The sequence below is a fragment of the Mycobacterium sp. 050128 genome (assembly GCF_036409155.1).
Classification (GTDB): domain Bacteria; phylum Actinomycetota; class Actinomycetes; order Mycobacteriales; family Mycobacteriaceae; genus Mycobacterium.
Genome location: NZ_JAZGLW010000001.1, coordinates 2480998 through 2506174, shown reverse-complemented (window position 1 = coordinate 2506174; position 25177 = coordinate 2480998). Strand labels below are relative to the sequence as shown.

The window sequence follows — 25177 nt, the reverse complement described above, 5'->3', positions numbered from 1 at the left end:
GGCCGCCGGGGATCCTGCTTTGCTGGTCAACCCTAGCGGCTGGCCGCACACTCGCGGTCAAGAGTCGGCTCAACCTGGCTGGGGAGCCCGCCACAACCGCGGCTCGATGTTGAGCATTCTGGCCCGGATCCACCATGTCGCCTCGATCGCCACGGCGCCCAATGCCCCGATCCCCAGCGCGGTCGACGTCACGGCCGGATTCGACGGGTCGAGCAGAAACTTCTCCTGAGCCAGCGGGATGCTGAAGATCGCGACGTACGCCAGGCCGCAGGCAGCGATCAGCGCGACCCGCCACCACTGGTAGGGACGCGCCACCACCGCCAGCACCCAGAGCGCGGTCACCAGCAGCGTGATCAGCGCGGCGGTCGACGCCTGGTCCTGTTCGGCGAAGGTGGCATGCCGACCGTGGTAGGCCACCAGGTAGGAGACGAAAGTCGCGGTGCCGACGATCAATCCGGACGGCAGCGCCGAGGTCAGCACGCGCCGGACGAAGCCGGGATAGGCGCGCTCGTTGTTGGGAGCAAGCGACAGGATGAACGACGGAATCCCGATGGTGAACCAGGCGGCGATCGTGACGTGGATCGGCTGAAACGGGTAGAGCAGCGGATCTGCCCCGAGTGGTTTCGCCAACAGGCATTCGATACCCACGAACAGCGCCAGCAGCACCGAGTACACCGTTTTCGTCAGAAACAGGTTGGCGACCCGCTCGATGTTGCCGATCACCCGCCGGCCTTCGCCGACGACGTAGGGCAACGTCGCGAACCTGTTGTCCAGCAACACGATCTGCGCCACCGCGCGCGATGCCGGGCTTCCGGCACCCATCGCCACGCCGATGTCGGCGTCCTTGAGCGCCAGCACGTCGTTGACGCCGTCGCCGGTCATGGCCACGGTGTGCCCGTGCTCTTGCAGGGCGTGCACGATGGCCCGTTTCTGATCGGGCCGCACCCGGCCGAAGGTTGTGCAGGTGTCCAGCGCGTCGGCCAATTCCGCTGCGTTCGTGGGCAATTGGCGCGCGTCCAGCGCTTCGCCGTGCAGCCCGAGCCTCGCGGCGACAGCGCCGACCGATACTGCGTTGTCACCGGAGATCACCTTCACCGAAACACCTTGGGCGGCAAAGTACTCCACCGTTTCGCGGGCGTCCGGGCGTATCTTCTGCTCGAGCACCACCAGCGCGACCGGCGTGACCTGACCCGGCGCGTCCGGGTGGTCCACGGCAACATCGGCGGCGCCGAGCAGCAGTACCCGCAATCCCCGGGCGCCGATCCGTTCGGCCTGTGCGGCAGCGACCGAAGCCGGATCGAGCAATACGTCGGGCGCGCCTATCACCCAGTTCCCGTGGTCGGCGTAGGACACACCGCTCCATTTGGTGGCCGACTTGAAAGGTGCTGTGGCCGTGACGATCCAGCCGGGCGACTCGGCAAAGGTCTCGGCGATCGCCCGCATGCTGGCATTGGGGCGGCGGTCGGCCGCGGCCAGCGCGGCCAGCGCGTCGGGCATAGCCTTGTTGCCGGTGAGTTCGACGACGTCGCATACCCGCATGCCGCTTTCGGTCAGCGTGCCGGTCTTGTCGGCGCACACCACGTCGACGCGGGCCAATCCTTCGATCGCGGGCAATTCCTGTACCAGGCAACGACGTTGCCCCAGCCTGATGACGCCGACCGCGAACGCGATCGAGGTCATCAGCACCAGGCCCTCGGGCACCATCGGCACCAGCGCGCCAACCGTGCGCAGCACCGCCTGCCGCCAGCCCGCATGCGTGGTGGTGAACAGCTGCGTGTAGATCGTCAGCAGACCGGCCGGCACCAACAGATAGGTGATGAACTGCAGAATCCGGTTAATGCCGTTGCGCAGTTCGGATTTCACCAGGGTGAACTTGCTTGCCTCCTCGGCGAGCTTGGCGGCATAGGCCGCCGGGCCGACCTTGGTCGCACGATAGGCGCCGGTGCCGGCGACGACGAAACTCCCCGACATGACGGCGTCGCCGACGTCCTTGCCGATCGGGTCCGCCTCGCCGGTCAGCAGCGATTCGTCGACCTCCAGGTTGTCTTCCTCGAGCACCTGGCCATCGACGACGATCTGATCTCCGGGGCCGAGCTCGATGACGTCGTCGAGCACCACCTCGCTGGGCAGCAGTGTCGCGGTCCCCGATTGCCTGCGCACCAGAGGTTTTGCCTGACCGACGATCGCGAGGGCGTCCAACGTCTGTTTGGCCCGGATCTCCTGAATCATCCCGATGACGCTGTTGGCGATGATCAGCAGGCCGAACAGCCCGTTGATGACCGAGCCGGTCGCGAGCACAATCGCCAGCAGCACGCCCAGGATCGCGTTGATCCGGGTGAAGACGTTGGCGCGGACGATGTCCGCGGTGCTGCGGGCGGCACGTGCCAAAACCGCGTTGCTGTGACCGTCGGCTACCCGCTGCGCCACCTCTGCATCGGTTAGCCCGCGATTCATCGGGTGAACGTTCCCAGCTTGTCGGAGTCGTAGTACTCCAGGTTCAGGGTGTTCCCGGAAAACACAGCCTTGGAAATCGTTCCGGGCGGGGCATTTTCGTCGGTGATCGAGAAGGTGAAGGTGTCGCCGTCCCAGTGCGTGAGTCCGAATGCCTGATTCTTCAGCCCCAGCGCGAGCTGAAGTTGCCCGTTGTTCTGGGTCACGACGGCCGGGCCCCAGTAGTCGCTGGCGTAGACGCCCAGGTAGTCGGTGAGCGGCCGGGCCGGCGCGGGATTCGCGGGGGCCTGCTTGCCGACCAGCGAACCCTCGGCGTTGTTCATCCAGCCGATTGCATGGTTGTACAGCGCAGGCCAATCCTCACGAATTTGGCCGTACTGCACCAGGTCCATGAATTGGGCGGTCAGCGCTTCCGGAATGCCGTAGGGCGCACCGTTGGTCAACGCGATGATGCCGACGTCCTCGGACGGCATCGCGACGAAGTTGGTCGCTGCGCCCGATCCGAAGGCGCCGGAGTGGCTGTACTCGGTGCGTCCCGACGAGGTCACCGACGTGTTGAAACCGTGACCATAGGTCCCGGCCCGGGCTTTTGGCGATGACGCGGGCGACGAAACGACCTGCGGCGTGATCGCGGGCAGCAGAGCTTCGGGCGAGGTGATCTGCTGCCCGTTGTAGGTTCCGTTGGCCATCACCATTGTCAGCCAGCGCGCCATGTCGTTGGTCGACGAACTCACCCCACCCGCCGGGGTCTGCGCGTCGGGGTCACGCTGGAAGCGTGGCTCCCACTTGTCGCCAACCTTGACATGCAGCACCGCGCGGTTGGGCCGGGCCAGATAATCGGCGTACTTCGAACTCGTCGACGCCATACCGAGGGGGCGGTAGAGCACCTCGTCGGACAGGTCCTCCCAGGGTTTGCCCGCGGCTGCCGCCACCGCCTCGGCGGCTGCGGTCAAGCCAAAGTTGGTGTAGAAGTAGCTACTTCGAAAGGGAGCCAGCGGCAGGTACTTCAGACGCTCCAGCACTTGCCGGCGGTCATACCCGAGATCCTCGAGCTTGTCGCCGGCATGATCGGGCAGCCCGGAGCGGTGCGAGTACAGGTCGGCGATGGTCACATGGCTGGTGACGTAGGGATCCGACAGCGCAAACCACGGCAGTCTGGACACCACCGGCGTGTCCCAGGTGACGACATTGCTAGCCACTTCGTGTGCGACCACGGTCGCGCCCACCGATTTCGACACCGATGCCAACTGGAAGACGGTGTCCGCGTCGACCTTGTTGTCTTGGCCGTTGCCTTTGGTCGCGTCCTTCACTCCGAAGCCCTTGGCGTACACCGTCTTTCCGCCACGAACAATGGCGACCGACAGGCCGGGGACGCCGGTGCTGCGCATCAGGTCGTCGACCAGGCCGTCGACCTTCGCGATGGCGGCGTCGATGCGGCCGGCGGGAACGTCCAGGCCCGACACCTCGTTGGGAGGTGCTTCAGACAACGTCGAGAGCGGGCTCGATATGGGATGACCGGAGCCGCATCCGACCAGCGACAGCAACAACACGACAGCGGCGAGGGCCGCGCGTTTCGTCATGCCCGCAGACTTTAGCGTGCTCGCCCGATGGGAGTATCACCATGATGCATTATGAATCGGACATCCTTGCCCCGGGTCTCGACGTCGTCTTCTGTGGCATGAACCCGGCTGCGACGGCCGCCGCCGACGGGCACAATTTCTCGAATCGCAGCAACCGGTTCTGGTCCGTATTGCAGCTGGCCGGCTTCACCGATACGCGGTTACGCCCCGAGGATGAGCGCCGATTGCTCGACTACGGTTGCGGCATCACCGCGGTCGTTGCGCGACCGACTCGAAGGGCCAGCGACGTCTCGACCGAGGAGTTCCGGCACGCCCGAGCCGAGTTCGAAGCGAAGATGCGACGTTACGCGCCGCGCGCGATCGGCTTCCTCGGCAAGCGTGCCCTGGCCGCGATGACCGGCGTATCGAGAATCCCCTGGGGCCGCTACGCCCCCGGATTCGCCGACACCACGGCGTGGGTACTACCCAACCCCAGCGGCCTCAACCGAGGGTTCACCCTCGACGATCTGACTCGCGCATACACCGAATTGCGTTGTGCGTTAACCGATAGCTCTATAACCGCCACCACGGGTTGAATCGCAGCGGCCCGGACGGATCCAGTCGTTGCCCGGGGGCCGGAACCGCCACCGCGACTCCGGCGGCTTCGGCGGCCGCCAGCATCCGCTCGACCGGCTCGGCCCACGGGTGTGGTGCCAGCCGGAAGGTGCCCCAGTGGATCGGCACCAACAGGCCGGACCCGCCGGCCGTGAGATCGAGGTGGGCCCGGACCGCCTCTTCGGGATTCATGTGAATGTCGGGCCATCCCGGGTTGTAGGCGCCGATGGGCAACAGGGTCAGGTCGAACGGTCCGTGCTCGGAACCGATCTGCTGGAAGCTCTTCGTGTATCCGGTGTCCCCGCCGAAATAGGCGCGGTGACTGGGACCGGCGATTCCCCACGACGCCCACAGCGTGGTGTTACGGTCCAGGAAGCGACCCGAAAAGTGCCGTGCCGGAAAGCAACTCAGGGTCAGCTCGTCGACGTGACCACTTTCATTCCAGTCGAGCTCGACGATGCGGTGCCCCGGTATGCCCCATGCGCGCAGGTGTGCGCCCACGCCGAGCGGGACGAAGAACGGCGCCCGCTGGGTGCGGGCCAACGCCGTGACGGTGTCGATGTCGAGGTGGTCGTAGTGGTCATGGCTGATCACCACCGCGTCGACGGCGGGCAGCGCTTCGAGCTCCACCGGCGGCGGATGCAGGCGCTCGGGTCCGACCACGTCCGACGGTGAGCAACGGTGGCTCCACACCGGATCGGTCAGCACCCGGTAGCCGTCGATCTCCACCAGGGCGGTCGAGTGGCCCAGCCAACTGACGGCCAACCGGCCCGGGGTGGCGTCAAAGGTCCCCGGCGCACCCAGCGGGATCGGCCCCGGCGGGCGGCTGCGCCCGCGTCGCCCTACGAATTCCCACGCGATCAGCGCAAACTGCTCGCGGTCCAAGTTGGCATTCGAGGCGGGGTCGAGGTTGACGAAGACGCCGTCGCGCACATTGGGCGAGTGCTGCGTCACGTCGCGGATCGACGACGGGTCGGCACCCAGCGCGGCCGGCGCCCCATGCAGCGCACGCAACATCCACCCCCCGGCGGCGAGCGACACCGTGCCGGCGGCCAGGCGAAGCGCTGCGGGCACCATCACCGTCAGGCCCCTTGGAACCTCGGCGGCCGCTTCTCCACCCTGGCGACCTGCGCCTCGATCACGTCCTGGCTGCCCCACGCCTTGTCGAACAGTTCCTTGTGCACCGGCCAGGCCTCCTCGATCGAACCGTCGTCGTTGAGTACCCGCTTGGCGTGCTGAATCGCCAGCGGCGCCAGCCCACTGATCTCGGCGCCCCAGACCTGGGCGTCCTGCAGCGTCCCGATCCGGTTGGCCATCCCGGTCTGCAGCGCGGTCTCGGCGGTCAACTTCTCCGCCGTCAGCAGCATCGCCCGGGCCCGGCCGTGGCCGACCAGCGACGACAATCGCCGGATGCTCCAATTATCCAGGGCCAGACCGTATTTCGACGTCGGAAATTGAAAGAACGCGTCCGGGGCGACGACTCGCAGATCGCATTGCATGGCCAGCTGCAGGCCGGCGCCGATGGCGGGGCCGTTGATCGCGCCGATCACCGGGATGGGAGCGGCGTCCAGGGCCTTGTGCAGCTCGATGAGCCGGTCCGGGTAGTCGGCGGCAAACGCATCGCCGGACAGGTCCGCGCCGGCGCAGAACACCGTGCCCTGCCCGGTCAGCACGATCGCGCGGGTGGATCCGTCCCCGGCCTTCAGCACCGCCTCCCGCAGCTCGTCGACGAGCTGTGAGTTCAGGGCGTTGCGACGCTCGGGACGCTGCAACTCGATGGTCATTACGGCTTCGACCTGCGTGATACCGATCATGGGCGCCAGCCTATATAGCCTGGCCGCGTGAGTCGCATCACGACCGAACAACTGCAGGATGCAGTGCTGGACGAGGGCTCGTTTGTCAGCTGGGACAGCGCTGCGCTACAGATACCGACCAGCGAGGCCTATGCGCGCGAGCTCGCCGACGCCCGGGCCGCCACCGGCCTGGACGAAGCAGTGCTGACCGGCGAGGGGCGACTACACGGGCGCCGGGTGGCGATCGTGGTATGCGAGTTCGGTTTCCTCGGCGGGTCGATCGGGGTGGCGGCGGCCGAACGAATCACCACCGCCGTGCAGCGGGCCACGGCCGAGCGGCTCCCACTGCTGGCCTCGCCGAGCTCCGGCGGCACCCGCATGCAGGAAGGCACCGTCGCGTTCCTGCAGATGGTGAAGATCGCCGCGGCCGTCCGGCTGCACAAACGGGCGCACCTGCCCTACCTCGTCTACCTGCGCAACCCGACCACCGGCGGGGTGTTCGCCTCATGGGGATCGCTGGGTCATATCACCGTCGCCGAGCCGGGCGCGCTGATCGGGTTCCTCGGGCCACGGGTGTACGAGCAGCTCTACGGCGAACCGTTCCCCAAGGGCATCCAGACCGCGGAGAACCTGCAGCGGCACGGGGTGATCGACGGCGTCGTCGCGATCGACGAACTGCGCCGGACGGTGGATCGCGCGCTGACCGTCATCGCCGACGCTCCCGAGCCGCTGCCCGCCGTGCCGCCCCGCGAATCGATACCCGATGTGCCGGCCTGGGATTCGGTGATTGCGTCGCGGCGACCGGACCGGCCGGGTGTTGGGCATCTGCTGCGCCACGGCGCCACCGACCTGGTGCTGCTGTCCGGTACCGGCATCGGGGAAGCGGCGACCACGCTGTTGGCGCTGGCTCGATTCGCCGGCCAACCCGCGGTGGTCCTCGGCCAGCAGCGCCTGACCGGCGGCCTGGTGGGGCCCGCGTCGTTGCGGGAGGCCCGCCGCGGCATGGCGCTGGCCGCCGAGCTGCGGCTGCCGCTGGTCCTGGTGATCGACACCGCCGGGCCCGCGCTGTCGGCCGAAGCTGAGCAGGGCGGGCTGGCGGGTCAGATCGCCCAATGCGTGGCCGAGCTGGTGACGCTGGACACCCCGACGGTGTCGGTCCTGCTGGGCCAGGGCAGCGGCGGGCCGGCGCTGGCCATGGTGCCGGCCGACCGGGTCCTGGCCGCGCTGCACGGCTGGCTGGCCCCGCTGCCGCCCGAGGGCGCCAGCGCGATCGTCTTCCGCGACACCGCGCATGCGCCTGAACTCGCTGCGGCCCAAGGCATTCGGTCGGCTGACCTGCTGCGGTCCGGGATCGTCGACGCCATCGTGCCCGAGCATCCCGACGCCGCCGACGAGCCGCTCGAGTTCTCCCAGCGATTGTCGGGTGCGATTGCCGCGGAGGTGCACGCGCTGCGCGGCATCCCCGGCGACGAGCGGATTGCCGAGCGGCTGCGCCGCTACCGCGGCATCGGATTACCTTGACGCACAGCGTAATACGCGCTGCATAGTGCAGAAGCGATTGCAGTTAGATCTTGAAGTCTCGTGTGGTGCGGTCTGTGGCGTCGCCGACGGGTCTGCGACGTGTGGTCAATAGCTGGCGATATCGCGGTACTCGAGCGAAAAGCTCTGCATGCCTGCCGACATGGGTGATCGTGGGCCCCGACGCATCCTCGTCCAGGAACGCCACCCGATCCGCGAGCAGCATGGTGGACAGCCGGCGCGCGACGACGATGCCGGTGGCGCCCTTCAGCGCCACCCGCAGCCCCGCGGCGGTCTCGGTCCCGGTATGCGCGTCGAGCCCGGACCGGGCCTCGTCGATCACCAGGAGTCTGGGCGTCGCGACAATCGCCCGGGCCAGGCACAAGCGCTGGCGCTGACCGCCGGAGAGCCGAATGCCCTGTTCGCCGATGCGGGTATCGACCCCGAAAGGCAGGTCGTAGACGAACCGCGCCGCCGCGATGTCGATCGCCGCGGACAATTCCGCGTCGGTGGCATCCGGCCGGCCCATCCGGAGGTTCTCGGCCACCGACATCGAAAACACCGTCGGGTCCTCGAATGCCGTACACACCGCGCAGCGCAGTGACGGCAGCGACATGTCGCGAATATCCCTGCCGTCCAGCAGTATCCGCCCTTCCGAGGCGTCATAGAGCCGGGAAAGCAGCGCTGTCAGTAGCGATTTCCCCACGCCCAGTGCGCCGACCAGGGCCACCGTCTCGCCGGGTTGGACAACCAGCGTGACATGGCGAAGCAACCATTTGTCGCCCGCGACCCGGTCGGGCACCCGAAAGCCCACGTCGTGCAGCTCAAGACGGCCGGCCGGGCCAGGTTGGGCGCTGGGTCCGCCGGCGATATCGCCCGGCGCATCGGAGATTTCGGCGACGCGGCCCGATGCCGCCATCACCTCCTGGTTCATCGACCGCAGGACGGCAGGTGCATCCGGCGGGCGCATGGCCTCAGTCACAACGATTCCGTCTCTCGGAGTTCCGTTACGCGGGGTGGCACCGAAATCGAAGGCCCGCAACAACAACGCTGACCAAGACCTCCAATGTCTTGGCCTGCCATCTGGATTCGATCATGACACGGCGGTACCGATCGCCAGTCGCGGCCGAGACTCGAAAACGTAACCATTTGGGCACCGGGTCACTCCCCGATGACCCGTTCACGGCAACAATCCGGCAAAATGGGCGGCATGGACTCTGGCGTCAGCTCACCTCGCGTCTTGGTCGTCGACGACGACTCCGATGTGCTTGCCTCGCTAGAACGCGGCCTGCGGCTTTCCGGCTTCGAAGTGTCCACCGCCGTCGACGGGGCCGAGGCCCTGCGCAGCGCCACCGAAACCCGGCCCGACGCGATCGTGCTCGATATCAACATGCCGGTGCTGGACGGCGTCAGCGTGGTCACCGCCCTGCGGGCGATGGACAACGACGTCCCGGTCTGCGTGCTGTCGGCGCGCAGCTCGGTGGACGACCGCGTCGCGGGCCTGGAGGCAGGCGCCGACGACTACCTGGTCAAACCATTCGTGCTGGCCGAGCTGGTCGCCCGGGTCAAGGCGCTGCTACGCCGCCGCGGTGCCGTCGCGTCGACCTCGTCGGAAACCATCACCGTCGGCCCGCTGGAAGTCGACATTCCCGGCCGGCGGGCTCGGGTCAACGGCGTCGACGTCGACCTGACCAAGCGCGAGTTCGACCTGCTGGCCGTGCTGGCCGAGCACAAGACCGCCGTGCTGTCCCGCGCGCAGCTGCTGGAGCTGGTGTGGGGTTATGACTTCGCCGCCGACACCAACGTCGTCGACGTCTTCATCGGGTACCTGCGCCGCAAGCTGGAGGCCAACGGTGGCCCCAGGTTGCTGCACACCGTCCGTGGAGTTGGGTTCGTTCTGCGGATGCAGTAAAGACGCGGTAGGCAGCACAGCCATGAAATTCCTGTCGCGGATCTTGGCCCGTACGCCCTCGCTGCGGACCCGGGTGGTGCTCGCGACGGCCATCGGTGCCGCGATTCCGGTGCTGATCGTCGGCGCCGTCGTCTGGGTCGGCATCAGCAACGACCGTAAGGAGCGGCTGGACCGCCGGCTCGACGAGGCCGCCGGTTTCGCGATCCCATTCCTGCCACGCGGCCTGGACGAGATTCCGCGCTCGCCCAACGACCGTGACGCGATCATGACGATCCGGCGCGGCAGCCTGGTGAAGTCGAATTCCGACGTGACGCTGCCCAGGCTGGACGTCGACTATGCCGATACGTACGTGGACGGTGTGCGCTACCGGGTTCGCACGGTGGAGATCCCGGGGCCGGAGCCGACCTCGCTGGCCGTCGGCGCGACGTATGACGCCACCCTCGCCGAGACCAACAATCTGCACCGCAGGGTGCTGCTCATCTGTGGCTTTGCCATCTTCGCGTCGACGGTGTTCGCTTGGCTGCTGGCCTCTTTCGCGGTGCGACCGTTCAAACAGCTTGCACAGCAAACCCGATTGATCGATGCGGGCGACGAGGCACCCCGGGTCGAAGTGCACGGCGCCACCGAGGCCGTCGAGGTCGCCGATGCCATGCGCGGGATGCTGCAACGCATCTGGGACGAACAGAACCGAACCAAGGAGGCACTCTCGTCGGCGCGCGATTTCGCTGCCGTGTCCTCCCACGAACTCCGCACTCCCCTGACCGCGATGCGCACCAACCTCGAGGTGCTCTCGACCCTCGATATGCCCGACGACCAGCGCAACGAGGTGCTCCGCGACGTCATCCGGACCCAGTCCCGCATCGAGGCGACGCTGACCGCGCTGGAGCGGTTGGCGCAGGGCGAACTGTCCACCTCTGACGACCACGTGCCGGTCGACATCACCGAACTGCTGGACCGCGCCGCCCACGACGCGAGCAGGGTCTACCCCGACCTGGATGTCTCGTTGGTGCCCTCGCCGACCTGCATCATCGTGGGGATGCCGGCCGGGTTGCGCCTCGCGGTCGACAACGCGATCGCCAACGCCGTCAAACACGGCGGCGCCACCCGGGTCCAGCTGTCGGCGGTCAGTTCGCGCGCCGGAGTGGAAATCGCCGTCGACGACAACGGCAGTGGCGTGCCCGAAGGCGAGCGCCAGGTGGTGTTCGAGCGCTTCTCACGTGGGTCCACGGCATCGCACTCGGGCTCCGGTCTGGGGTTGGCCCTGGTGGCCCAGCAAGCCCATTTGCACGGCGGGACGGCGTCGCTGCAAGACAGCCCGCTGGGCGGTGCGCGGCTGCTGCTGCGCCTGCCCGCCCCGAGTTAACCCCTCACGTGCCGGAGTTGTTGTGCCACGGCGTAAATCCCGCCCTCAAGGCCGACTGCTCGTCGCAGAACCACACCTGCGCGATCGCGGGGTCGTAATCGGCGGTGTCGGGGGTGTAGTAAAGCCGGGTATCGGTGCGCGCCTTGACCAACCATCCGGCCGGTCCACGGCCGCCGGGGCCGGCCGGCGCGGAGCCGGGCCCGTACGGGGCGGGCGGCGGCACCGCGATCTTCCTGGTCGGCGACTCCCGTTGCGCGACGGGAATCTTCGTCGTCGGAGGGTCGGGTATCACCGGGTGATCGACCGGGACATCAAGTGCCACTTCACGTTTGACGGGCCTGCCCAAAAACGCAAACGTCAACACCAATCCCATTGCGAACGACACGCCGAAGAGCCACCAGTTCAGATGGGTCATCGGCGCACACCCATGGCCACGGCTATCAACCAGGCGACCGCCGAGCCCGCCGCGAAGGCCAGTAGATACCACAACCAGTGGATCACGAGATCCATGCCGGGGTCCTGCCTGACCACCCCACGATTTCGACCCGGCGACTCGTGGCACGACCATCGGCGAGCCGTCAACGGCAAGCTGGTCGACGACCGTCAGATTTGACCACGTGCGGGCGGCCTGCGTGTCAATCGTCGTCTTCTGGTCTTGCGACGCCGCGGTTCCGGTCAAGGTGATCATGTCCCCGTTGACGGTGAGACCGAAGTCGGTAATCGACGCGCTGTTCTTGAAAATCGGCCCGGCATTGGAGAAATCGAGCGTGTCGACATTCGGGTTGATTTGGATTCGGTCGATGATGTTGACGCCGGCGGGCAATGCACCTTTCAGCGCCTTCGTCAGCACGGCTTTCGCGTAATCGTCGGGGAATTCGCCGGTGAGGGTTATGTCGTTGCCGTTGCGGGCAATTGAGAGCGGCGCCAGCGACAACGGCGGCTTGCCGGGCTTGTCTGACGACGCGGCCACCGGGGGCGCATGGGCGGCCGGTGACGGGGCGTAGCCGATTGCGGCTATCAGCAAGGGAATAACCACCAAACCGATCAGCCAGCCCAGCGAACGCCGGTAGGAGATCGGGGTCCGGCGCGACGCGTCGGGCGGCCCGCCGCAACGCGCCCCTGGGCCCACGACCGCCCCCTCCTCGATTCCGGCACCCTGACGCGTCCGTCCCGCGGGCGATAATGCAGCCTACCGACCGCGCCCGTTGTCACCCGATGCGTCGGGCACACTAGAGCAATGGGCAGTAAACCGACCGACAGCGAAACCCTGGCGCACATCCGCAACCTGGTCGCGGAGGAGAAAAGCCTGAGGGCACAAGTGCAGCACCGCGACATCAGCGAGTCCGAGGAGCATGAACGGCTCCGGCGGGTCGAGGTCGAACTCGACCAGTGCTGGGATCTGCTACGTCAGCGGCGCGCGCTGCGCGAAACCGGTGGTGATCCGCGTGAGGCCGCGGTGCGCCCCGGCGACCAGGTCGAGGGCTACCTGGGCTAGCCATGTCCCTCGGTGGCGCGCCGGATTGCGACCCGGATTCCGACGTAGTCGTCGTGGGCGGGGGCCACAACGGCCTGGTGGCAGCCGGCTACCTGGCCCGAGCCGGTCTGCGGGTGCGGTTGCTGGAGCGGTTGGGGCACATCGGCGGGGCCGCGGTGTCGGCGCAGGCCTTCGACGGCGTCGAGGTCCGGGTGTCGCGGTACTCGTACCTGGTCAGCCTGTTGCCACCGCGCATTGTCGCCGACCTGGGCGCCGAAGTACGGCTGGCCCGGCGGCAATTTTCGTCCTACACACCCCAGCCCGCGACGGGCGGGCGTCGCGGGCTGCTGGTCGGGTCCCAGGAGTCGTTCCGCGCGGTCGGCGCCGCCGACGACGAGCACGGTTTCGCCGATTTCTACCGGCGCGCCTGCCTGGTGACCGAGCCGCTGTGGCCGACGCTGACCGAGCCGCTGCGCACCCGCGAGCAGGCCCGCGGCCTCGTCTGCGACCGCGGCGATCCGGCTGCCGACGCGGCATGGCGGTCGATCGTCGAAGAGCCGATCGGACGCGCGATCGCCGACGCGGTGCGCGACGACCTGGTCCGCGGCGTGATCGCCACCGACGCGTTGATCGGCACGTTCGCGCGTCTCGACGATCCGTCGCTGCGCCAGAACATCTGCTTTCTGTATCACGTGCTCGGCGGGGACTGGGACGTCCCGATCGGCGGGATGGGCGCGCTGACGGCTGCCCTGGCTGCCGCCGCTGTCCGTCATGGGGCCGAAATAGTTACCGGCGCAGAGGTTTACGGTGTGGAGCCGGACGGCCAGGTCCGCTATTACCAGGACGGCGAAGAGCGTCAGGTTCGAGGCCGGTTCATTCTGGCCGGCGTCACCCCGACGGTGCTGGCCGAGCTGCTCGGTGAGCCGCCGGCACCGATGGCGCCGGGGTCGCAGGTGAAGGTGAACATGGTGCTGGCGCGGCTGCCCCGATTGCGCGACGACAGCGTCACCCCCGAACAGGCGTTCGCCGGCACGTTTCACGTCAACGAGACGTGGAGCCAACTGGATACGGCCTACGCACGCGCGGCCGCCGGCAGGCTACCGGATCCGTTGCCGTGTGAGGCGTATTGCCATTCGCTGACCGACCCGAGCATCCTGCCGGCCGGGCTGCGCGAGTCGGGGGCGCAGACGATGACCGTATTCGGCTTGCACACACCGCACCCGTTGATGGACACCGTCTCGCGCGACCAGCTGACGGAGTCGGTGCTGGCGTCGCTGAATTCCGTTCTGGCCGAACCGATCCAGGACGTGCTGATGAGCGACGCGCAGGGCCGGCCCTGCATCGAGACGACGACCACGCTGGATCTGCAGCACACGCTGGCGATGACGGCGGGCAACATCTTTCACGGCGCCCTGTCCTGGCCGTTCGCGGACGACGACGAGGCGCTCGACAGCCCGGCCCGTCAATGGGGTGTGGCCACCGCCCACGAACGAATCATGGTGTGCGGCTCCGGTGCTCGCCGCGGTGGCGCAGTGTCCGGCATCGGCGGGCACAACGCCGCGATGGCGGTACTTCAAGCAGTGTTCGCCGGGGCCTGCCCGGTCACCTAGCGCCCGTCGATGGGGGCGTAGTCGCGCTCGGTGTAGCCGGTGTAGATCTGGCGCGGACGGCCGATCTTGCTGTCACCCTCGTCGTGCATCTCACGCCAGTGCGCGATCCAGCCCGGCAGCCGGCCCAGCGCGAACAGCACGGTGAACATCCGGACGGGGAAGCCGAGTGCCCGGTAGATCAGCCCGGTGTAGAAGTCGACGTTCGGGTACAGCTTGCGCTCGATGAAGTAGTCGTCGGTCAGCGCGGCCTCTTCGAGCTGCTTGGCGATATCCAGCAACGGGTCGCCGCCCAGCTTGGCCAGGATCTTGTCGGCCTGCTCCTTGACGATTCGGGCCCGCGGGTCGTAGTTCTTGTAGACCCGGTGGCCGAAGCCCATCAGCTTGACGCCCTCTTCGCGGTTCTTCACCTTGCGGACGAACTCACTGACGTCGTCCCCGCTTTCGCGGATCTGCTGAAGCATCTCGAGCACGGCCTGGTTGGCGCCGCCGTGCAGCGGCCCCCACAGCGCGTTGATGCCGCCCGAGATCGAGGTGAACAGGTTGGCCTGCGAGGACCCCACCAGCCGAACCGTCGACGTCGAGCAGTTCTGCTCGTGGTCGGCGTGCAGGATCAGCAGCATGTCCAGCGCCCGAACCACCTCGGGGTCGGCCTGGTACGGCTCGGCGGGCAGCCCGAACGTCATCCGCAGGAAGTTCTCCACCAGCGACATCGAGTTGTCCGGGTAGAGGAACGGCTGGCCGACCGACTTCTTGTAGGCGTAGGCGGCGATCGTCGGCAGCTTGGCCAGCAACCGGATCGTCGACAGCTCGACGTCCTCGGTGTCCATCGGGTCCAGCGAATCGGGGTAGTACGCCGACAGCGCGTTGACGGCGCTGGACAACACCGGCATCGGGTGCGCGTTGCGCGGGAAGCCGTCGAAGAACCGCTTGAGGTCCTCGTGCAGCATCGTGTGCAGCTGGATTCGCTTGGTGAAGTCGGCCAGCTGGTCGGTGGTGGGCAACTCGCCGTAGATCAGCAAGTAGGAGACCTCGAGGAAGGTCGACTTCTCGGCGAGCTGATCGATCGGGTAACCGCGGTAACGCAGGATGCCGGCGTCACCGTCGATGTACGTGATCGAGCTCTTGCACGCGGACGTGTTGACGAAGCCGTTGTCGAACGTCGTGTAGCCGGTCTTGGACAACAGCGGACCAAGAGCAATACCGTCGGCGCCTTCGGTGGCTTTGACGATCTGCAGGTCGATCTCACCGCCTGGGTACTTCAGATTTGCGGTGTCGTCGGTGTCGGCCACGAGAACCCCTTTGCGCTCTGGCTGGTATGGCTGCGCCTGACTAGGTGCGTACAGCTGAAGGTAGTCGTTCTCGCGGCGATGCGCCTGCCCGGGGTCGGGTCTGCTGACCGCACCGCTTTCCTTGAGGTGAACCGCGCCTTATCGTGCGGTGTTAGGCCTCACAGATGAGCTTCGCATGTGATCAGGGCTGCAGGCGTTCCACGCGGCCGCCGGCGACCCGAATGCGGTTATGCAGCCGGTTTTCCCGGCCCTGCCAGAACTCCACCGCCTCGGGCGCGATCAGGTACCCACCCCAGTTCGGCGGCACCGGGACGCTCTCGGAATCGGCGAACCGGGCGGTCACTTCGGCGAGCTGATCGAGCAGCGCCGCCCGGGATGCAATCGGCTGCGACTGATGCGAGGCCCACGCGCCCAGCTGTGAGCCGCGCGGCCGCTTGGACCAGTAGTCCGCGGTGTTCTGCGGGTCGACCTTGGTCACCGCGCCGCGGACGTGCACCTGGCGCCCCAGCAGGTACCAGGGAAAGGTCGCCGACGCGTACGGCGTCTCGGCCAGCTCGACGCCCTTGGCCGAGTCGTAGTTGGTGAAGAAGGTGATGCCGGTCTCATCGACGCTCTTGCACAGCACCGTGCGGCTCATCGGCTTGCCGTCCGCGACCGTCGCCAGCACCAGCGCGTTGGGCTCGGAGACCCCGAAACGTTCGGCGTCTTCAATCCACGCCCGCAGCAGCGCAACCCATCCCTCGTCGAGCCAGGAGGCGTCGAGATCGGAGCTGCCGTCGCGCTCCGCCGACCCGTATTCCACGCGCATCCGTTGCAGGTGATCTCGGTCCGTCAAGGGGTCTGGTCCGGCCATCGGACCAACGCTACCGGCGGTAGCTACCGGCCGGTAGCGTCGGCAAGAAGCCGAGGTGCAAGAATTTTCCTATGTCTGTTGTCCCGGAAAATTTTGTCCCCGGTCTCGAGGGCGTCGTGGCCTTCACCACCGAGATCGCCGAACCGGATAAAGACGGCGGCGCGCTGCGCTACCGCGGCGTCAACATCCAAGATCTGGTGAATCAGCAGGTGACTTTCGGCGATGTCTGGGCTCTTCTGGTCGACGGTAGGTTCGGCCACGGTTTGCCGCCCGCCGAGCCGTTCCCGTTGCCGATCCACACCGGCGATGTGCGCGTCGACGTTCAGGCGGGGCTGGCGATGCTGGCACCGATCTGGGGCTACAAGCCGCTGCTCGACACCGATGAGAGCCTCGCCCGCGACCAGCTGGCCCGGGCGTCGGTAATGGCACTGTCCTATGTCGCGCAGTCCGCGCGAGGAATCTACCAGCCGGCGGTGCCGCAGCGGGTGATCGATGAATGCCCAACCGTCACAGCACGTTTCATGACCCGCTGGCAGGGTGAGCCCGACCCGCGGCACGTCGAGGCCATCGACGCGTATTGGGTGTCGGCTGCCGAGCACGGCATGAACGCCTCGACGTTCACCGCGCGGGTGATCGCGTCCACCGGCGCCGACGTCGCCGCCGCGTTGTCGGGGGCGATCGGGGCGATGAGCGGTCCGCTGCACGGTGGCGCGCCGGCGCGGGTGTTGCCGATGATCGAAGAGGTCGAGCGCACCGGTGACGCGCGAGGTCTGGTCAAGAAGATCCTGGACAGCGGCGACAAGCTGATGGGATTCGGGCACCGCGTTTACCGCGCGGAAGACCCCCGGGCGCGAGTACTGCGCGCCACCGCCGAGCGACTCAAAGCGCCGCGCCATGAGGTCGCGGTCGCGCTGGAGCAGGCGGCCCTGGCCGAGCTGCGCGAGCGGCGTCCGGACCGGGCGATCGAGACCAACGTCGAGTTCTGGGCCGCGGTCATCCTGGACTTCGCCGAGGTGCCGGCCAACATGATGCCGGCGATGTTCACCTGCGGGCGCACCGCGGGCTGGTGCGCGCACATTCTCGAGCAGAAGCGGCTCGGCAAGCTGGTGCGCCCATCGGCCATCTACGTGGGCCCGGGCCCGCGCAGCCCGGAGGCCGTCGAGGGCTGGGACCGGGTTCTCATCCACGCTTAACCCACTTGTCGGTGCCCGGCGTTTGAATGGGTCTCGCCGCGATGAGTTTGTATCGCGGGCGCAGTCAATATCCGTGAGCCAGTCCCCAGCCGGGGCCGGCGCGCGACACGACAGCAAGGAGATCACAATGCCCATCACCATCGAACCCGCCCTGTCCCCGCACCTCGTCGTTGACGATGCCGCGGCCGCAATCGACTTCTACGTCAAGGCCTTCGGCGCCGAGGAGCTGGGGCGCGTGCCCGGCCCCGACGGCCGGTTGATCCACGCCGCGCTGCGCATCAACGGATTCACCGTGATGCTCAACGACGACTTCCCGGAGACCTGTGGCGGTAAGTCGATGACACCGAAGTCGCTGGGCGGCACGCCGGTGACAATCCACCAGACGGTCACCGATGTCGACGCGAAGTTCAAGCAGGCAGTCGACGCGGGAGCAACCGTGGTGGCCCCGTTGGCGGACCAGTTCTGGGGCGACCGCTATGGCGTGGTCGAAGACCCGTTCGGTCACCGCTGGTCGCTGGGCCAGCCGGTGCGCGAGGTCAGCATGGAGGAGATCGAAGCGGCGATGTCGGGGCAGGCAGGCTAACCGAGCAGCCGCGCCAGCAGCCGGCGTTTCGGCGCCGGTGGCGCCGTCGCCGCGACAGCCAGCATGTCGGCGACATCGGTGAACTTGTTACGCGGGCGGCCGTCGTCGATGCCACGGGCGATCTCGGCGGCATCGATGGCGGCCCATCCCGCGGAGTCGACGACGCCGGGCTGACGAGCGTGCACGAGCCGGTCCAGGCCGTCGGGTTTGGTCACCGGGTCGTTCAGCGTGCCTGCGTTGTAATCGGCCACCAGCGACTGGACGGTCTGGAACGAGCACGACTTGTTGGTGCCGATGAATCCCGTCGGCCCTCGCTTGATCCACCCGGCTACGTAGGCCCCGGTCACCGCCCGACCGGAGGCGGGGTCGACGACACGACCGCCGTCGTTCGGAACAACCGACGTCGACTCGTCGAACGGAAGATCGCGAATCAGCTTGCCGCGGTAGCCAATCGACGTCAGCACCAGGCCCGCATCGATCCGGTGCGTGTCTTGGGTGCCGGTGATCGAGAACTCCACGCCGGTGGCGCGCTGCTCACCCAGGACGCGGGTGGGCGTGAGCTGATAGGCCAGCCGGATGCGCCCGCGGGTGCCCGGAATCGACGCGTCGCCGAGCTTGCTCAGGATCTCGAGCTTGTTGCGGGTCAACGTGTCCGAGGTGGTGGCGAGATCGCGCTCCACCAGGTCGTGGTCGCCGGCATCGAGCACCACGTCGGATGCGCCGGTCAGGCCGATCAATTCGGGCAGGGTGAACGCCGAGTGGGCGGGACCGCGCCGGGCGGCGATGACGACCTCGCGGACCGCCGAATGGCGAAGCACCTCGAGTGCACGGTCGGAGATGTCGGTGCGGGCCAACTCGTCCGGGTCGCTCGTGAGGATGCGGGCAACGTCGAGAGCGACGTTGCCGTTGCCGACGATCACCACGCGTTCGTGGCTGAGATCGACCGGCAGATCGACGGAGTCGGGATGACCGTTGATCCACGCGACGAGCTCGGTGGCGGTGCCGGTGCCGGGCAGGCCCATGCCGTCGATGTCGAGTCGTCGGTCGTCGGGCGCACCGACCGCGTAGAGCACGGCGTGATGGTGCGCCAGCAGCTCGGCGTGGCTCAGGTGCTTGCCCACCTCGACGTTGAGATAAAACCGGAAGTGGCGATGCCGGGAGACCCGGTCGAAGAGCGCGGTCACCTTCTTGGTGTTCTGGTGATCGGGGGCGACCCCGGCGCGCACCAAACCGTAAGGCGTGGGCAGCTTTTCGAAGACGTTGACCCGCACGCCGTGCTGGGTGAGCAGCTCGTCGGCGGCATACATCGCCGCCGGGCCGGACCCGACGATCGCCACGGTCAGCGGCCGGCGGCGGGCACGCACCTGCGCGGCCGGGATCACCGGCGCCAGCTTCGACGTCGGCGGCAGCTTCACGTCGGCCGGTCGCTTCGGGTAGAACGACGCGTTGATCTCGACGAAAGGCAGTTGCTTGCCTTCCAGCCGGTTGTCGGGCGCAATCGCGCCCACCGGACAGGCACTCACACACGCGCCACAGTCCACGCAGGCGTCCGGATCGATGTAGAGCATCTCCGTCGTCGCGAATCCCGGCTCATCCGGTGACGGGTGGATGCAGTTCACCGGGCAGGCGAAGACACAGGACCCGTCGTTACAGCACGACTGGGTAATAACGTGCGGCATAAAGGAACTCGCGGTGGTTACGCGGCCGGGACAGCAGACAGGTGCTGACGCTGCGGCTCGCTGCGGTAGCGCGACGGCTTGCCGTTGATCTTGCAGATCCGCCACATCAGCCGTGCGGACCGGTTCTCCATCAGCCCGGTGTCGTAGGCCAGCATGCGCACATCACCGAACATGTCGGACAGCCACTTACGCGATTCCGGCGACCGGAAGAACAGTTCCTTTTTGACCTCGCGCGGAATGTCGAACTCGCGCCAGAAAGACTTGGGCGGCACCACAATTGCCCGGCACAACATCTTCATGGTCAACGGCAGGTACAGCGCCGTCCAGAACCGCTGCCGCTTGGTCAACTCGGGCAACCGCTTCCGCAGGAATTCGTGCGCGAACGAAATGTGCCGTGCTTCCTCGGCCACGTGAATCGCCATCACCCGTTCCATGATCGGATGCAGCGACTTGCCTTCGCGCAGAACGTTTTTCTGCGTGTGATCGATGGGCTCCTCGCCGGCCAGCACACCGATGAAGAACGCCACCGGCAGCGGCCCAGCCACCAGCGGAACCAACGGCGAGAGCCACTTCAGCATCCGCGGCATACCCGGGACGTCGGCGCCGATGCGGTTGACCATCTCCTGGAACATCATGGTGTGGTTGCACTCTTCAACCGATTCGTGCAGGCAGTACCGGTATTCCGGGGATCCATTCGGCACCCAGAACGTGTAGTTCATCAGGCCGCGGATCAGGATCGACTCGAAGTGCAGACCCACCTTGGCCACGTTCGCCTGGCGCCACATGCCGATCTTGATCTGGCGCTCTTGCGGCTGAGCCTGATACCAGGGGTGGCGCCCCAACGGGTCGGTCGCCGGCAGAATCCACCGCGGGTCGTTCTCGGTGACGGCGAACTCGGGTGACTCCCAATCGATGTCGGTGTACGGGTTGAAGTTTCGCCGCACCGACCCCTCAGACAGTGTGGCGAGCATCTTGACGTACTCAGCGTCGTCGCGCACTTCCATCTTCTTGCGCCAACGCCGGACCATTCGTGTCCTAGCCATATCCAAGCCCTCCCCAACGAGGTTTACATTTGGACGTCGTATGTCTAAACAGTACCGCAGGTACCGGGAACTGACTAGAGCCCCGATAACCTCTGTTGCCTGACCGGTGGTCACCGACTTGGTGTGGCATGGCTCACACCTACCGGCCTTGTCCTCGGCGTGTAGCCATCGGCGCAGCAGAACAAACAGCCCGCCCCGGCACCGTCGCGGGTCGGCTCACTACCCTGATGAGCATGGCTGACCAGCTCCAGATCCCCGCTGACCTCAAACCCCGCGACGGCCGCTTCGGCTGCGGCCCCTCCAAGGTGCGACCCGAACAATTACAGGCGCTGACCACCACCGCGGCCGCGTTGTTCGGCACCTCGCACCGACAGGCACCGGTCAAGAATCTGGTGGGCCGGGTGCGCAAGGGGGTGTCGGAGCTGTTTTCCGTGCCCGACGGGTACGAGGTCATCTTGGGCAACGGTGGCGCGACCGCGTTCTGGGATTCGGCCGCATTCGGACTGATCGACAAGCGCTCGCTGCACCTGACCTACGGCGAATTCAGCTCGAAGTTCGCCTCCTGCGTCGCCAAGAACCCGTTCGTCGAGGATCCGATTGTCATCAAGGCCGACGCCGGCAGCGCACCCGAGCCGCAAACCGACCCGTCGGTTGACCTGATCGCGTGGGCGCACAACGAGACGTCGACCGGCGTCGCGGTCCCGATCAAGCGTCCGGCCGGATCGGGTGACGCACTCGTCGCGATCGATGCGACGTCCGGGGCCGGCGGCCTCCCGGTCGACATCACCGACACCGATGCTTATTACTTCTCGCCGCAGAAGAACTTCGCCAGCGACGGCGGACTGTGGCTGGCTGTCATGAGCCCGGCCGCGCTGGCCCGGGTCGACGCCATCGCCGCGGCCGGTCGCTGGGTTCCCGACTTCCTGTCGCTGCCGATCGCAATCGAGAACAGCCTGAAGGATCAGACGTACAACACCCCGGCGATCGGCACGCTCGCCCTGATGGCCGAACAGCTGGACTGGATGCTGGGCAACGGCGGACTCGACTGGGCGGTCAAGCGCACGGCGGACTCGTCGCAGCGGTTGTACTCGTGGGCGCAGGAGCGGCCGTACACCACGCCGTTCGTCACCGACCCGGCGCTGCGCTCCCAGGTGGTGGGCACGATCGACTTCGTCGACGACGTCGACGCCGCGGCGGTCGCCAAGATTTTGCGGGCGAACGGGATCGTCGACACCGAGCCGTACCGCAAGCTCGGCCGCAACCAGCTCCGGATCGCGATGTTCCCCGCGGTCGATCCCGATGACGTCAGCGCGCTGACGCAGTGCGTCGACTGGGTCGTCGAACGGCTTTAGTCCGGCGAGGGGGCGAGGCGGACGATTCCATTCCGCCCGTCCGGCCATCGGCGCGCAAACCGCCCAGCGTGTCAGCACAGGTTGTGGGCGTTAGCTGGACTAGAGTGCGGCACAGTGATGGGTCCGGAGAAATTGAAGCTGACCTGCACAAAGCCTGCGAGGAGAAGCCATGCGGGAACTCAAAATGGTTGGGCTCGACGCCGACAGCAAATACATCATCTGCGAAAGTGATGGCCTTGAGGAGCGCTTCAAGCTGGCGGCCGACGATCGACTGCGTGACCTGCTGCGCGAGAAAACGGCGGCGCCGGAGCAACCCCACCTCGACATGGAAGTCACCAACATGCTGAGCCCCAAGGAGATTCAGGCCAAGATCCGCGCCGGTGCCTCCGTCGAGCAGGTGGCCGCGGCGTCGGGTTCAGACATCTCCCGGGTTCGCCGGTTCGCCCACCCGGTGTTGCTGGAGCGCTACCGCGCCGCCGAGCTGGCAACCGCCGCGCATCCGATGCTGGCCGATGGCCCCGCGGTAATGACCCTGCTGGAGACCGTCACCGCCGCGATGGTCACCCGCGGCCTGGACCCCAGCGGACTCAGTTGGGACGCCTGGCGCAACGAGGACAACCGCTGGACCGTGCAGCTGGCATGGAAGGTCGGTCGCTCCGACAACCTGGCGCATTTCTTCTTCATTCCCGGCGCCCACGGCGGCACCGTCAGCCCGGTCGACGACGCGGCCAGTGAGCTGATCGACCCGGATTTCGAGCGTCCGCTGCGCCCGCTGGCGCGGGTGGCCCATGTCGAATTCGAAGAGCCGGCTCCGCCGGCGACCACGGAGCCGCGCGCACCCGCTCCCGCCCCGGATCCGCCGGTGCACAGCCGCCGGGGCAAGCCGGTCATTCCGGCGTGGGAAGACGTGCTGCTCGGCGTGCGCTCGGGCGGACAGCGCTAGCTACGACAGCGTGAGCGCGAGCAGCGCCAGCCACGCGATCGTCACGCCCACTGCCGCGCCCAGCACAAACCAGCGCAACACCGGCGTGCGCCGCCACCCCCACAGCGTCGGCGCCAGGCCTCCGGCGGCCACCACGTTGAGCCCGACGGCCAGCAGCGGATGCACCCGGACCAGCCCGAGACTGAGCACCACAATCGCGGCGCCGGTCACCGCGGCGACAAACGCCGCGACCGTCAAACCCGTTGCCCAGGGCACAGACTGGGCGGGCTGGCCGAGTCTGTCGCTCACGCGCCGAGCCTAACCCGCTCGTAGAACGCCAACGCCGCCGCGGTCGCCACGTTGAGCGAGTCGGTGCCGCGCGACATCGGGATGCGTACCAGCACGTCGCTGATCCGCAGCGTGGCCGGGGCCAGGCCCGGGCCTTCGGCGCCGACCAGCACCGCGATCCGGTCGTCGCGGGCGGCCGCCATCGCGTCGGCCAGCGTGCACGCCCGGGCGTCCGGGGTCATCGCCAGCAGCCGGAAGCCGGTGTCCTTCAGCACGCCGAGATCGGCGGGCCAATTCGCCGAGCGGGCATACGGCACCAGCAGCGCATGTCCCATCGACACCCGGACGGCGCGGCGGTAGAGCGGGTCGGCGCAGCCGCTGCCGAACACGACCGCGTCCACTCCCAGCCCGGCCGCGTTGCGGAAGATGGAACCCAGGTTCTCGTGATCGTTGACGCCTTCGAGTACGGCGATCGTCCGCGCACTCTCGATCAGCTGCGCAACGCTCGGCTCGGGCACGCGTCGCGCGACGGCCAGCACACCGCGGTTGAGGTGGAACCCGACCACCTGCGCCATGACCTCCGCGGACGCGCGGTAAAAGGGCGCCCCGGCTCCGGGCAGGTCGCCTTTGAGCTCGTCAAGCCGGCGCTCGGTACCCAGCAGCGCGTGCGGGGTGAACCGAGACGCCAGCATGCGTTGCACGACCAACACTCCCTCGGCGATCACCAGACCTTTGCCGGTGGGCAGGTCTGGTCGCCGGTCGATGCTGTTGAGGTCGCGGAAATCGTCGAGCCGTGGGTCGTCGGGATCGTCGACGTCCTGGACATCGAGGCGCGAGCTCACGGGCTTTCGTCGACGAGCGCCAACATCAGGTCGGCCGCCTCGCGCAGGGTGGCGCGTTTGTCGCTGTCCATCGTCGCAAGCTGCTCGGCCAGCCACTCCTGGCGGGCGCGACGGGCCGCTTTGACCAATTCGGCGCCGGACTCGGAGACCGAGACCAGGACCTGCCGCCCGTCGACGGGGTGTGGGGTGCGGTCCACGAAGCCCTCGTCGGCCAGGGACGCGATCACCCGGGTCATCGACGGGGGCCGGACGCGTTCGCGAATCGCCAAGGCGCCGGGCGTCATCGCGCCCTCGTTGGCCAGGGTCGTCAATGCCGACAGCTGAGAAAGCGACACCGGAGCGGACGGATTCCGGAACCGCAGTTGGCGCGCCAACCGCATCACCGCCAACGACAGGTCGGCCGCCAGCCGCGCATCGCTGTCAGGCATGGCGCGAGGTTACATCGGAAGTCGAGAATTCGGGCCGAGAAACGTCGAACGATGGGCGAGGACGCATTCGCTGGGACAGCGACCGAAGCCCGCGCCGCGGTGGCCTCGGCTGCGGGTTAGATTGATCGCGATGAGCGCCCAACCCGGCCAGGCTCCCGAGCCGCCACCGCTGCCACCCGCGCTGCTGCGCGTGTGGCCGTTCATCACGATCGGCGGCGCGGGCTGGCTGATCGCCGTGGCCGCCGCGTTTCTCGTTCCCTCTCTGGAGAGTTGGCGCTCGGTGGCCCTGGCCGGGCTGGGAACCGGCGTGGTGGGCACGTCGATCTTCGTGCTGCAGCTCGCCGGGGCCCGTCGCGGCATGCGAGGCGCGCAGACCGGTCTGGAGACCTTTCTCGACCCTAAATAGCTTC

23 protein-coding genes and 3 pseudogenes are annotated in these 25177 nt (G+C 67.5%); 11 read left to right on the top strand and 15 right to left on the bottom strand.

The window, feature by feature from the left end:
• Nucleotides 1-69: 69 nt before the first annotated feature.
• Together SKC41_RS12150 and SKC41_RS12145 are read right to left on the bottom strand one after the other, a co-directional pair.
• Nucleotides 70-2454 (bottom strand): cation-translocating P-type ATPase, encoded by a 2385-nt coding sequence (locus SKC41_RS12150; protein ID WP_330977854.1) that lies wholly within the window; start codon nucleotides 2452-2454, stop codon nucleotides 70-72.
• Nucleotides 2451-4031 (bottom strand): serine hydrolase, encoded by a 1581-nt coding sequence (locus SKC41_RS12145; protein WP_330977853.1) that lies wholly within the window; start codon nucleotides 4029-4031, stop codon nucleotides 2451-2453. The genes SKC41_RS12150 and SKC41_RS12145 overlap by 4 nt, the downstream gene beginning before the upstream one ends.
• Nucleotides 4032-4072: 41 nt before the next feature.
• Here SKC41_RS12145 and mug point away from each other — a divergent pair, with 41 nt between their 5' ends.
• Entirely contained in the window at nucleotides 4073-4606 is a 534-nt protein-coding gene (mug, locus tag SKC41_RS12140) for a G/U mismatch-specific DNA glycosylase (RefSeq protein ID WP_330977852.1), read from the top strand.
• Here mug and SKC41_RS12135 read toward each other — a convergent pair.
• Complete coding sequence (locus SKC41_RS12135; protein WP_330978855.1) at nucleotides 4584-5702, bottom strand: MBL fold metallo-hydrolase; 1119 nt, start codon at nucleotides 5700-5702, stop codon at nucleotides 4584-4586. The two genes, mug and SKC41_RS12135, sit on opposite strands and share 23 nt — an antisense overlap.
• A gap of 5 nt (nucleotides 5703-5707) precedes the next feature.
• Nucleotides 5708-6439 (bottom strand): enoyl-CoA hydratase, encoded by a 732-nt coding sequence (locus SKC41_RS12130; protein WP_330977851.1) that lies wholly within the window; start codon nucleotides 6437-6439, stop codon nucleotides 5708-5710.
• Between the two features lie 27 nt (nucleotides 6440-6466).
• On the opposite strand from SKC41_RS12130, the gene SKC41_RS12125 reads away from it, so the two are divergent.
• A complete protein-coding gene (locus tag SKC41_RS12125) occupies nucleotides 6467-7939 on the top strand; it encodes a carboxyl transferase domain-containing protein (protein WP_330977850.1) in 1473 nt (490 codons plus the stop codon).
• A 43-nt stretch (nucleotides 7940-7982) separates the two neighbouring features.
• On the opposite strand, the pseudogene SKC41_RS12120 reads toward SKC41_RS12125, so the two are convergent.
• Nucleotides 7983-8879 (bottom strand): annotated as a pseudogene (locus SKC41_RS12120) (ATP-binding cassette domain-containing protein); the annotation flags it as partial.
• 258 nt (nucleotides 8880-9137) lie between these two features.
• Here SKC41_RS12120 and prrA point away from each other — a divergent pair.
• Complete coding sequence (gene prrA, locus SKC41_RS12115; RefSeq protein ID WP_090609587.1) at nucleotides 9138-9848, top strand: two-component system response regulator PrrA; 711 nt, start codon at nucleotides 9138-9140, stop codon at nucleotides 9846-9848.
• Between the two features lie 22 nt (nucleotides 9849-9870).
• Nucleotides 9871-11211 (top strand): HAMP domain-containing sensor histidine kinase, encoded by a 1341-nt coding sequence (locus SKC41_RS12110; RefSeq protein WP_330977849.1) that lies wholly within the window; start codon nucleotides 9871-9873, stop codon nucleotides 11209-11211.
• Between the two features lie 4 nt (nucleotides 11212-11215).
• Here the strand turns inward: SKC41_RS12110 and arfC are convergent, their stop codons facing one another.
• From arfC to arfA, 3 genes and pseudogenes are all read right to left on the bottom strand, one after another.
• Nucleotides 11216-11626 (bottom strand): channel accessory protein ArfC, sunset domain variant, encoded by a 411-nt coding sequence (gene arfC / locus SKC41_RS12105; protein WP_330978854.1) that lies wholly within the window; start codon nucleotides 11624-11626, stop codon nucleotides 11216-11218.
• A pseudogene (gene arfB / locus SKC41_RS12100) lies at nucleotides 11626-11721 on the bottom strand (channel accessory protein ArfB); the annotation flags it as partial. The pseudogene arfB and the gene arfC, both read right to left, overlap by 1 nt.
• Nucleotides 11722-11800: 79 nt before the next feature.
• A pseudogene (arfA, locus tag SKC41_RS12095) lies at nucleotides 11801-12181 on the bottom strand (channel-forming protein ArfA/OmpATb); the annotation flags it as partial.
• Nucleotides 12182-12448: 267 nt separating this feature from the next.
• On the opposite strand from arfA, the gene SKC41_RS12090 reads away from it, so the two are divergent.
• Both SKC41_RS12090 and SKC41_RS12085 read left to right on the top strand, forming a co-directional pair.
• Nucleotides 12449-12706 carry a DUF2630 family protein gene (locus SKC41_RS12090; protein ID WP_330977848.1) on the top strand — a complete coding sequence of 86 codons (258 nt, stop codon included), beginning with the start codon at nucleotides 12449-12451 and terminating at the stop codon, nucleotides 12704-12706.
• Between the two features lie 2 nt (nucleotides 12707-12708).
• Nucleotides 12709-14295 carry a phytoene desaturase family protein gene (locus SKC41_RS12085; protein ID WP_330977847.1) on the top strand — a complete coding sequence of 529 codons (1587 nt, stop codon included), beginning with the start codon at nucleotides 12709-12711 and terminating at the stop codon, nucleotides 14293-14295.
• On the opposite strand, the gene SKC41_RS12080 is transcribed toward SKC41_RS12085, so the two are convergent.
• Together SKC41_RS12080 and pdxH are read right to left on the bottom strand one after the other, a co-directional pair.
• Nucleotides 14292-15584: a citrate synthase gene (locus SKC41_RS12080; RefSeq protein ID WP_330977846.1), complete on the bottom strand. Its 1293-nt coding sequence runs from the start codon at nucleotides 15582-15584 to the stop codon at nucleotides 14292-14294. The genes SKC41_RS12085 and SKC41_RS12080 overlap by 4 nt on opposite strands.
• Nucleotides 15585-15765: 181 nt before the next feature.
• The gene (pdxH, locus tag SKC41_RS12075) at nucleotides 15766-16437 is read right to left on the bottom strand and encodes a pyridoxamine 5'-phosphate oxidase (protein ID WP_330977845.1); all 672 of its coding nucleotides are present in this window, start codon (nucleotides 16435-16437) and stop codon (nucleotides 15766-15768) included.
• 71 nt (nucleotides 16438-16508) lie between these two features.
• On the opposite strand from pdxH, the gene SKC41_RS12070 reads away from it, so the two are divergent.
• Both SKC41_RS12070 and SKC41_RS12065 read left to right on the top strand, forming a co-directional pair.
• The gene (locus SKC41_RS12070; RefSeq protein ID WP_330977844.1) at nucleotides 16509-17630 is read left to right on the top strand and encodes a citrate synthase 2; all 1122 of its coding nucleotides are present in this window, start codon (nucleotides 16509-16511) and stop codon (nucleotides 17628-17630) included.
• Between the two features lie 127 nt (nucleotides 17631-17757).
• On the top strand, nucleotides 17758-18213 hold the full coding sequence (locus SKC41_RS12065; RefSeq protein ID WP_330977843.1) for a VOC family protein: 456 nt from the start codon (nucleotides 17758-17760) through the stop codon (nucleotides 18211-18213).
• Here the strand turns inward: SKC41_RS12065 and SKC41_RS12060 are convergent.
• Together SKC41_RS12060 and SKC41_RS12055 are read right to left on the bottom strand one after the other, a co-directional pair.
• Nucleotides 18210-19892 carry an FAD-dependent oxidoreductase gene (locus SKC41_RS12060; RefSeq protein ID WP_330977842.1) on the bottom strand — a complete coding sequence of 561 codons (1683 nt, stop codon included), beginning with the start codon at nucleotides 19890-19892 and terminating at the stop codon, nucleotides 18210-18212. The genes SKC41_RS12065 and SKC41_RS12060 overlap by 4 nt on opposite strands.
• 17 nt (nucleotides 19893-19909) lie before the next feature.
• A complete protein-coding gene (locus SKC41_RS12055) occupies nucleotides 19910-20935 on the bottom strand; it encodes an AurF N-oxygenase family protein (RefSeq protein ID WP_330977841.1) in 1026 nt (341 codons plus the stop codon).
• Nucleotides 20936-21162: 227 nt separating this feature from the next.
• Here SKC41_RS12055 and serC point away from each other — a divergent pair, with 227 nt between their 5' ends.
• Together serC and sepH are read left to right on the top strand one after the other, a co-directional pair.
• Complete coding sequence (gene serC, locus SKC41_RS12050; protein ID WP_442931593.1) at nucleotides 21163-22287, top strand: phosphoserine transaminase; 1125 nt, start codon at nucleotides 21163-21165, stop codon at nucleotides 22285-22287.
• Between the two features lie 169 nt (nucleotides 22288-22456).
• A complete protein-coding gene (gene sepH, locus SKC41_RS12045; RefSeq protein ID WP_330977839.1) occupies nucleotides 22457-23230 on the top strand; it encodes a septation protein SepH in 774 nt (257 codons plus the stop codon).
• On the opposite strand, the gene SKC41_RS12040 is transcribed toward sepH, so the two are convergent.
• The 3 genes from SKC41_RS12040 to SKC41_RS12030 are packed head-to-tail and all read right to left on the bottom strand — an operon-like array spanning nucleotide 23231 to nucleotide 24767.
• Nucleotides 23231-23518, bottom strand: a complete 288-nt coding sequence (locus SKC41_RS12040) for a DUF2537 domain-containing protein (RefSeq protein WP_330977838.1) — start codon at nucleotides 23516-23518, stop codon at nucleotides 23231-23233.
• On the bottom strand, nucleotides 23515-24339 hold the full coding sequence (locus tag SKC41_RS12035; RefSeq protein WP_330977837.1) for a TrmH family RNA methyltransferase: 825 nt from the start codon (nucleotides 24337-24339) through the stop codon (nucleotides 23515-23517). The genes SKC41_RS12040 and SKC41_RS12035 overlap by 4 nt, the downstream gene beginning before the upstream one ends.
• Entirely contained in the window at nucleotides 24336-24767 is a 432-nt protein-coding gene (locus SKC41_RS12030; RefSeq protein WP_090606326.1) for a MarR family transcriptional regulator, read from the bottom strand. Before SKC41_RS12030 ends, SKC41_RS12035 begins: the two co-directional genes overlap by 4 nt.
• Before the next feature lie 130 nt (nucleotides 24768-24897).
• Here SKC41_RS12030 and SKC41_RS12025 point away from each other — a divergent pair, with 130 nt between their 5' ends.
• Nucleotides 24898-25173 (top strand): DUF2530 domain-containing protein, encoded by a 276-nt coding sequence (locus SKC41_RS12025; RefSeq protein ID WP_330977836.1) that lies wholly within the window; start codon nucleotides 24898-24900, stop codon nucleotides 25171-25173.
• Nucleotides 25174-25177 lie beyond the last annotated feature (4 nt).

Excerpts from the sequence above, each read along its gene's own strand:
- SKC41_RS12135 (WP_330978855.1), bottom strand. The coding sequence starts at position 5,702 with ATGGTGCCCGCAGCGCTTCGCCTGGCCGCCGGCACGGTGTCGCTCGCC.
- SKC41_RS12145 (WP_330977853.1), bottom strand. The coding sequence starts at position 4,031 with ATGACGAAACGCGCGGCCCTCGCCGCTGTCGTGTTGTTGCTGTCGCTG.
- SKC41_RS12025 (WP_330977836.1), top strand. The coding sequence starts at position 24,898 with ATGAGCGCCCAACCCGGCCAGGCTCCCGAGCCGCCACCGCTGCCACCC.
- arfC (WP_330978854.1), bottom strand. The coding sequence starts at position 11,626 with ATGACCCATCTGAACTGGTGGCTCTTCGGCGTGTCGTTCGCAATGGGA.
- SKC41_RS12150 (WP_330977854.1), bottom strand. The coding sequence starts at position 2,454 with ATGAATCGCGGGCTAACCGATGCAGAGGTGGCGCAGCGGGTAGCCGAC.
- serC (WP_442931593.1), top strand. The coding sequence starts at position 21,163 with ATGAGCATGGCTGACCAGCTCCAGATCCCCGCTGACCTCAAACCCCGC.
- SKC41_RS12110 (WP_330977849.1), top strand. The coding sequence starts at position 9,871 with ATGAAATTCCTGTCGCGGATCTTGGCCCGTACGCCCTCGCTGCGGACC.
- SKC41_RS12085 (WP_330977847.1), top strand. The coding sequence starts at position 12,709 with ATGTCCCTCGGTGGCGCGCCGGATTGCGACCCGGATTCCGACGTAGTC.
- SKC41_RS12060 (WP_330977842.1), bottom strand. The coding sequence starts at position 19,892 with ATGCCGCACGTTATTACCCAGTCGTGCTGTAACGACGGGTCCTGTGTC.
- SKC41_RS12090 (WP_330977848.1), top strand. The coding sequence starts at position 12,449 with ATGGGCAGTAAACCGACCGACAGCGAAACCCTGGCGCACATCCGCAAC.
- mug (WP_330977852.1), top strand. The coding sequence starts at position 4,073 with ATGATGCATTATGAATCGGACATCCTTGCCCCGGGTCTCGACGTCGTC.
- prrA (WP_090609587.1), top strand. The coding sequence starts at position 9,138 with ATGGGCGGCATGGACTCTGGCGTCAGCTCACCTCGCGTCTTGGTCGTC.
- SKC41_RS12070 (WP_330977844.1), top strand. The coding sequence starts at position 16,509 with ATGTCTGTTGTCCCGGAAAATTTTGTCCCCGGTCTCGAGGGCGTCGTG.
- sepH (WP_330977839.1), top strand. The coding sequence starts at position 22,457 with ATGCGGGAACTCAAAATGGTTGGGCTCGACGCCGACAGCAAATACATC.
- pdxH (WP_330977845.1), bottom strand. The coding sequence starts at position 16,437 with ATGGCCGGACCAGACCCCTTGACGGACCGAGATCACCTGCAACGGATG.
- SKC41_RS12030 (WP_090606326.1), bottom strand. The coding sequence starts at position 24,767 with ATGCCTGACAGCGATGCGCGGCTGGCGGCCGACCTGTCGTTGGCGGTG.
- SKC41_RS12055 (WP_330977841.1), bottom strand. The coding sequence starts at position 20,935 with ATGGCTAGGACACGAATGGTCCGGCGTTGGCGCAAGAAGATGGAAGTG.
- SKC41_RS12065 (WP_330977843.1), top strand. The coding sequence starts at position 17,758 with ATGCCCATCACCATCGAACCCGCCCTGTCCCCGCACCTCGTCGTTGAC.
- SKC41_RS12130 (WP_330977851.1), bottom strand. The coding sequence starts at position 6,439 with ATGATCGGTATCACGCAGGTCGAAGCCGTAATGACCATCGAGTTGCAG.